5 protein-coding genes are annotated in these 4,975 nt (G+C 29.2%); all 5 read right to left on the bottom strand.

Translation table 11 applies throughout. The features are described 5' to 3' along the window. Positions 1-221: 221 nt before the first annotated feature. Positions 222-1,067, bottom strand: a complete 846-nt coding sequence (locus tag VK071_12265; protein HLR36085.1) for a response regulator — start codon at positions 1,065-1,067, stop codon at positions 222-224. 1 nt (position 1,068) lies between these two features. Next, positions 1,069-2,328 (bottom strand): ATP-binding protein, encoded by a 1,260-nt coding sequence (locus VK071_12260; GenBank protein ID HLR36084.1) that lies wholly within the window; start codon positions 2,326-2,328, stop codon positions 1,069-1,071. A gap of 123 nt (positions 2,329-2,451) precedes the next feature. Next, positions 2,452-2,865 carry a DUF4430 domain-containing protein gene (locus tag VK071_12255; protein ID HLR36083.1) on the bottom strand — a complete coding sequence of 138 codons (414 nt, stop codon included), beginning with the start codon at positions 2,863-2,865 and terminating at the stop codon, positions 2,452-2,454. Positions 2,866-2,892: 27 nt separating this feature from the next. Next, positions 2,893-3,975, bottom strand: a complete 1,083-nt coding sequence (locus VK071_12250; GenBank protein HLR36082.1) for a prenyltransferase/squalene oxidase repeat-containing protein — start codon at positions 3,973-3,975, stop codon at positions 2,893-2,895. 180 nt (positions 3,976-4,155) lie between these two features. Further along, a partial coding sequence (locus tag VK071_12245) for an aminotransferase class V-fold PLP-dependent enzyme (protein ID HLR36081.1) occupies positions 4,156-4,975 on the bottom strand: 820 nt, incomplete at its 5' end.

Below are 4,975 nucleotides of genomic sequence, written 5' to 3'. Positions count from 1 at the left end.
GTTTTGCCCATTTTTACATAAGAATTTATGGCAGGTTCTGTCAAGGGTGTTTTTCCCTTGACGGGTTCTGACGGAAATTCTAAAATCACTAGGGCAAAATAAATTAAATTACATCTTGACATTTAATAGCTGGTCTAAATAATTATTTAGATAGAGTATATAAAGATGAATACAAAAAAAATCAAATTAATACAAAACCATTTTTAAATTATTCGAATCTTCTAAAAGTTTATATTTTCACAATATGTAATAATGCCCATTAAAAACTTTTTCATATTAATTGATCCACCTTTATTAGATTTCCCTCTTATGTAATCCATTTCCCTTCGAACTTGCTCAAAATTAAATAGACTACTAGAATATTCTACAAAAATATCATTCATATAATCTTCAATTCCTAAACTAGCAATATTATTCATAGCCAAAGATATGGTCCTTCTCATGCGTTGTTCCATTGAACCTGGGTTCTCAGAAAAATTACTGCAAAGCTCCCGTATAGTTATTTCTGTAATATTAATATTATTGTCTATAATATATCTTGTCACTTCTATTATATCTTGATTCCCCTTCTCCCCAGCAACCCCTAGTCTATGTAGGACTTTTTTTATACAGTCTTCACAAAACCTGTCAACATCCCTTTCATTTTCATGGATTTGTTTTTTATTAAATAAAGATTGTATTTTTAACAAAGTTCTATCTATATCTATTCTTTCTATAACCTTCCTTATAATACTTTCAACTTCCAAAGCATTAATTGGTTTATATATATAATATTCAACACCATATTTATAAGCCTTAGCTACCATATCTTTAGAAGACACTTGAGAAATCATTATAAATTCAATTTGAGGGTATTCCTTTTTAATGGTTTTTATAATCGTCAATCCATCAGTTTCAGGCATAAGTAGATCTATTAATACTAAATCGGGCTTTAATCTTTTAATTTCTTTTAAACCTTTATCCCCATCTGTTGTATGTCCTATTACTAATCCTAATTTTCTATCATATACTATCTTCTTTAATATCCTTATTACATTTTCATCATCGTCTAAAATAAATATTTTCATTTTATATAGCCTCCAATTCCTGTGAAGGAATAGTTATACAAAATAGAGTCCCTTTATTTTCTTTGGATTCCACACTAATCCTCCCCTTTAAATAGACCTCCACTAAATCTTTTACTATACTAAGCCCTAATCCTCTATTGATTTGTCCAGTAGCATAGTCCACCTTAGTGGAAAAACCAGGTGAGAAAATTCTATTTAGATCTTCTTCCTTTATTCCACTTCCATTGTCTGATACTTCAAAAATGTGGTTATTATCCTTTTTATAATGCTTAAATTTAATACTCCCCTTTTCTTCAATGGCAGCTATAGAATTCATAATAATATTTCTAAATATAGACATTAATTGATAATGTTTCCCCGTATAAAAATTTTCCCCTAATTGAAAATTTAGTGAAATATCCTTATTTTTATATTTAATTTCTGTATTCATACTATCCTTTAATATATCCATAAGTTCATAAAAACGGATCTCTTGATTATCTAATCTATCAGCTAATATTGTTTCAATACCCCTAACTACTAATTCATATTCTTTTTTTATATCATGAACATCTTTGGCTATTTCTAATGAGTCTCCAGCCCAACTTTCCTTTTCTTCATCATCCTTAATTTTAATGAAAAGACTATAGGCATTAGTCATTACTTTTTCTATATCATCCATATTTTTTCTCATCCAATATACTTCCATCTTTAATCCAGAACTTATAGATAAAAGCTTTTTATATCTCTCTTCATGTTCCGCCTTAACTAGAAACATTTTATAGTATTGCAATCCTAATATTATTAACCAAGCAACTCCAGCTCTAATAAAGGCTACTAATATGAGAGCTTTAACGATTTTTAAATCTGACGTGAAAAGTTTACTTCCTATTCTTATGTAGATTTCTACCATATTAGAAAAATAATCACTAAAAAAGAATATAAAGAAAAGAGAGCCCATTGTCAAAGTAGTTTGTCTTTTAGATATGCAAAATATAACTCCATATATAATATAAAAAATTGCTTCAGGTGAATTAGCAATAAGTATGTTTCCTAAACTTCCGCCTGCTAAAATATAGAAGATTATTCTAAAGAGACATAAAGATATAGCAGAAATACTGCCTATAAAAATACTATTAACATCTTTATAGATATATAGAAAAATAGGAACAACGATTCCAGCAAAAGAAAATTTAAAGTTTGGTAAATAAAAATCTATAAATAATAGAGATGCAAAACCTACTACAAAGATCATTAAAAAGATTCTTTTTTTATTTGGCATAATACCACCTTATGTAAAGAATAAATATCTATATAATATATTTCTCCTCTATGGTTATTATACCATCTTATACAATTGAAAGTAAGTATTGTTATGTTATTAACTATTTCATCAATTTTAAAATTAATTTCCTAGTTCTATAAGATAAATCCATTCAATACTATCTCCATCTTTTAATTTATAAGAACCAGCACTAACATTTTGTACTTCATTATTTACCTTATATGTCCATCCACTTTCTGAACCCTTATCAAACTCATATATATTATCAATACCCTTCACGTAAGCAGTACTTTTACTGCCAGTAAAATCTAAATGTATTTTATTATCTTTTGCTATATTTTTAAGTAAATTTATTACAGTTTCACCTTCTTCAACATTAACCGTTGTTGTTTCAAGTATTATACCAACATCCTCTGGACCTTCAATAGAAATTGTAACGGAAATATCTTCTTTTTTCTCATTACAACCCACAAACATATATGAAAGCATTAAAATAGCCAATAGAAAGAAAAGCCTTTTCCTATTATTTATCATAATATATCTCTCCTAAGTTTATTTTTATTATTCAACATCATCCATGTCATAGTAGTGTCTTCTACCTTGCGTAAATCTATTGTAGGCAACTAGTCCCCTTAATGCCTGTTCTGTAGCAAATCCATCTGACTCATTTCCTTCTCCATAGGTGTGAAGAAATCCACCGTCCTCTTCCTTAAAGGACACTAACTTATCTACTAAATTACCTTCCTTTATAAATCTTTCATCTTCCTTTGGATCTATACCTAAGCTAGTCAATGCTATAATTGTTTGAGATACTGTTTCAGAAGTATCTTCATCCCAAGTTATAAACCCTCCATCCTCTTCTTGATTTTCAGAAATATAGTTTAAAGCTTTATCAGTAGCCTCTTTTACATCTTCTTTATCTTGATAATTTGATAAGGATTGAAGCACCATAGCAGTCATATCAACATCGCTGTCTGCACCTTCTTCATAGCCAAAGCCACCATCTTCATTTTGAATACTTAAAAGCCATTCTACTATTTCTTGTCTAGTCCAATTTTCACCTTCTGGTATAGAATACCCTTTACTATCTAAAGCAATTAGTCCATAGGCTGCAGTACTAGTAAATTCCCCTACTAAGTTTCCATCACTATATATTTTTTCTACGAAATTATAACCCAAAACATCCTTTCCATCTAATCCTAAGGCCGTTGCTGTAAGTAATAGTCTTGAATAATCATTAACATCTTCAAATTCACCTTTATTTTCCTCTACAACTTTCTTAAATTCATCTAAATAACTTTCTAGAATATTCATTCTATCTTTATGAATTTTTTGAATGTCTATTTTGTTTTTTTGGATACTTGAAGTATCCTTTTTATCTTCTTCAACAACTGGAATGTTCATCATATCTCTTTGAATACTTATAATCTCCCATTCTCCAATTTCGTCTTCTTTTATTTTCCATTTAATTGCTTCATCTATTGCTTCAATAATTTCTAAGTCAATAGATATTGGCTCCTCAGTTTTTTGAACATCTTTAATTGAGTTCTTCATTTCTTCATTTTTAGTGCAAGAGACTACTGCAGACATTACTAGGACTAAAACTAATGAAAGTATTATTTTTTGTTTTGTATTTTTTCTCATTTTTCCCCTCCTAAAATTAAATAGAACTAAAAACATCTTTTGACCCAAGGCCAAAAGATGTTTTAATGTAAATATATAATTACATTATTCCCCCATCCTCATGGGTCAAATTTTATTAATAATATATGATAATTTAAACTCTTATCATAAGAATAGCAAGGTTCAACTAATTTAAAGCTACTACATTATACTATCTAAAGCCATTTTTAAATCTTCAACTATATCTTCTGCAGTTTCTAATCCTATAGATAACCTTATTAATCCATTAGATATACCACAAGCTTCTCTTTCTTCATCAGTATAAGGTGAATGGGTCATGGATGCTGGGTGTTGAATCAATGTTTCTGCATCTCCTAAACTAACAGCTAAAGTACAAAGTTTAACAGTATTCATTATCTTTTTACCTTCTTCTATACCACCTTTAATTTCAAAAGAAATCATAGCTCCTGGTAATCTCATTTGTTTCTTTGCCAATTCATATTGGGAAAAACTTTCAAGTCCTGGGTAATAAACTTTTTCAACAATTGGATGCTCTTCTAAAAACTTAGCTACCTTTAAAGCGTTTTCACAATGTCTATCCATTCTAAGTTCTAAAGTTTTTAGTCCTCTAATAATTAAATAAGCTTCAAAAGCTCCTAAACAAGCCCCAGTCATATCCTTTACACCAAAAAATCTTACATTATTTATATATTCTTCATTTCCGCAAACAAAACCTGCTATAAGATCACCATGACCATTTAAATACTTAGTGGCTGAATGTACTATTACATCTGCACCTAGTTCTAAAGGCTTTTGTAAATAAGGAGTACTAAAAGTATTATCAACCATAACTACACAATCTTCCTTTTCATGAGCAATTTTTGCCACGGTTTCAATATCCGTTATTTTTAATGTTGGATTAGCTGGAGTTTCTAAATAAACTACCTTGGTATTTTCTTTCATAGCTTTCCTTACATTTTCTGGGTCAGTGGTGTCAACAAAAGTTACTTCTACTCCATAT

This window comes from Tissierellales bacterium (assembly GCA_035301805.1).
Classification (GTDB): domain Bacteria; phylum Bacillota; class Clostridia; order Tissierellales; family DATGTQ01; genus DATGTQ01.
The sequence above is the reverse complement of the archived record's forward strand: the minus strand, read 5'-3'. Positions and strand labels throughout refer to the sequence as shown.

Excerpts from the sequence above, each read along its gene's own strand:
- VK071_12265 (HLR36085.1), bottom strand. The coding sequence starts at position 1,067 with ATGAAAATATTTATTTTAGACGATGATGAAAATGTAATAAGGATATTA.
- VK071_12250 (HLR36082.1), bottom strand. The coding sequence starts at position 3,975 with ATGAGAAAAAATACAAAACAAAAAATAATACTTTCATTAGTTTTAGTC.
- VK071_12255 (HLR36083.1), bottom strand. The coding sequence starts at position 2,865 with ATGATAAATAATAGGAAAAGGCTTTTCTTTCTATTGGCTATTTTAATG.
- VK071_12260 (HLR36084.1), bottom strand. The coding sequence starts at position 2,328 with ATGCCAAATAAAAAAAGAATCTTTTTAATGATCTTTGTAGTAGGTTTT.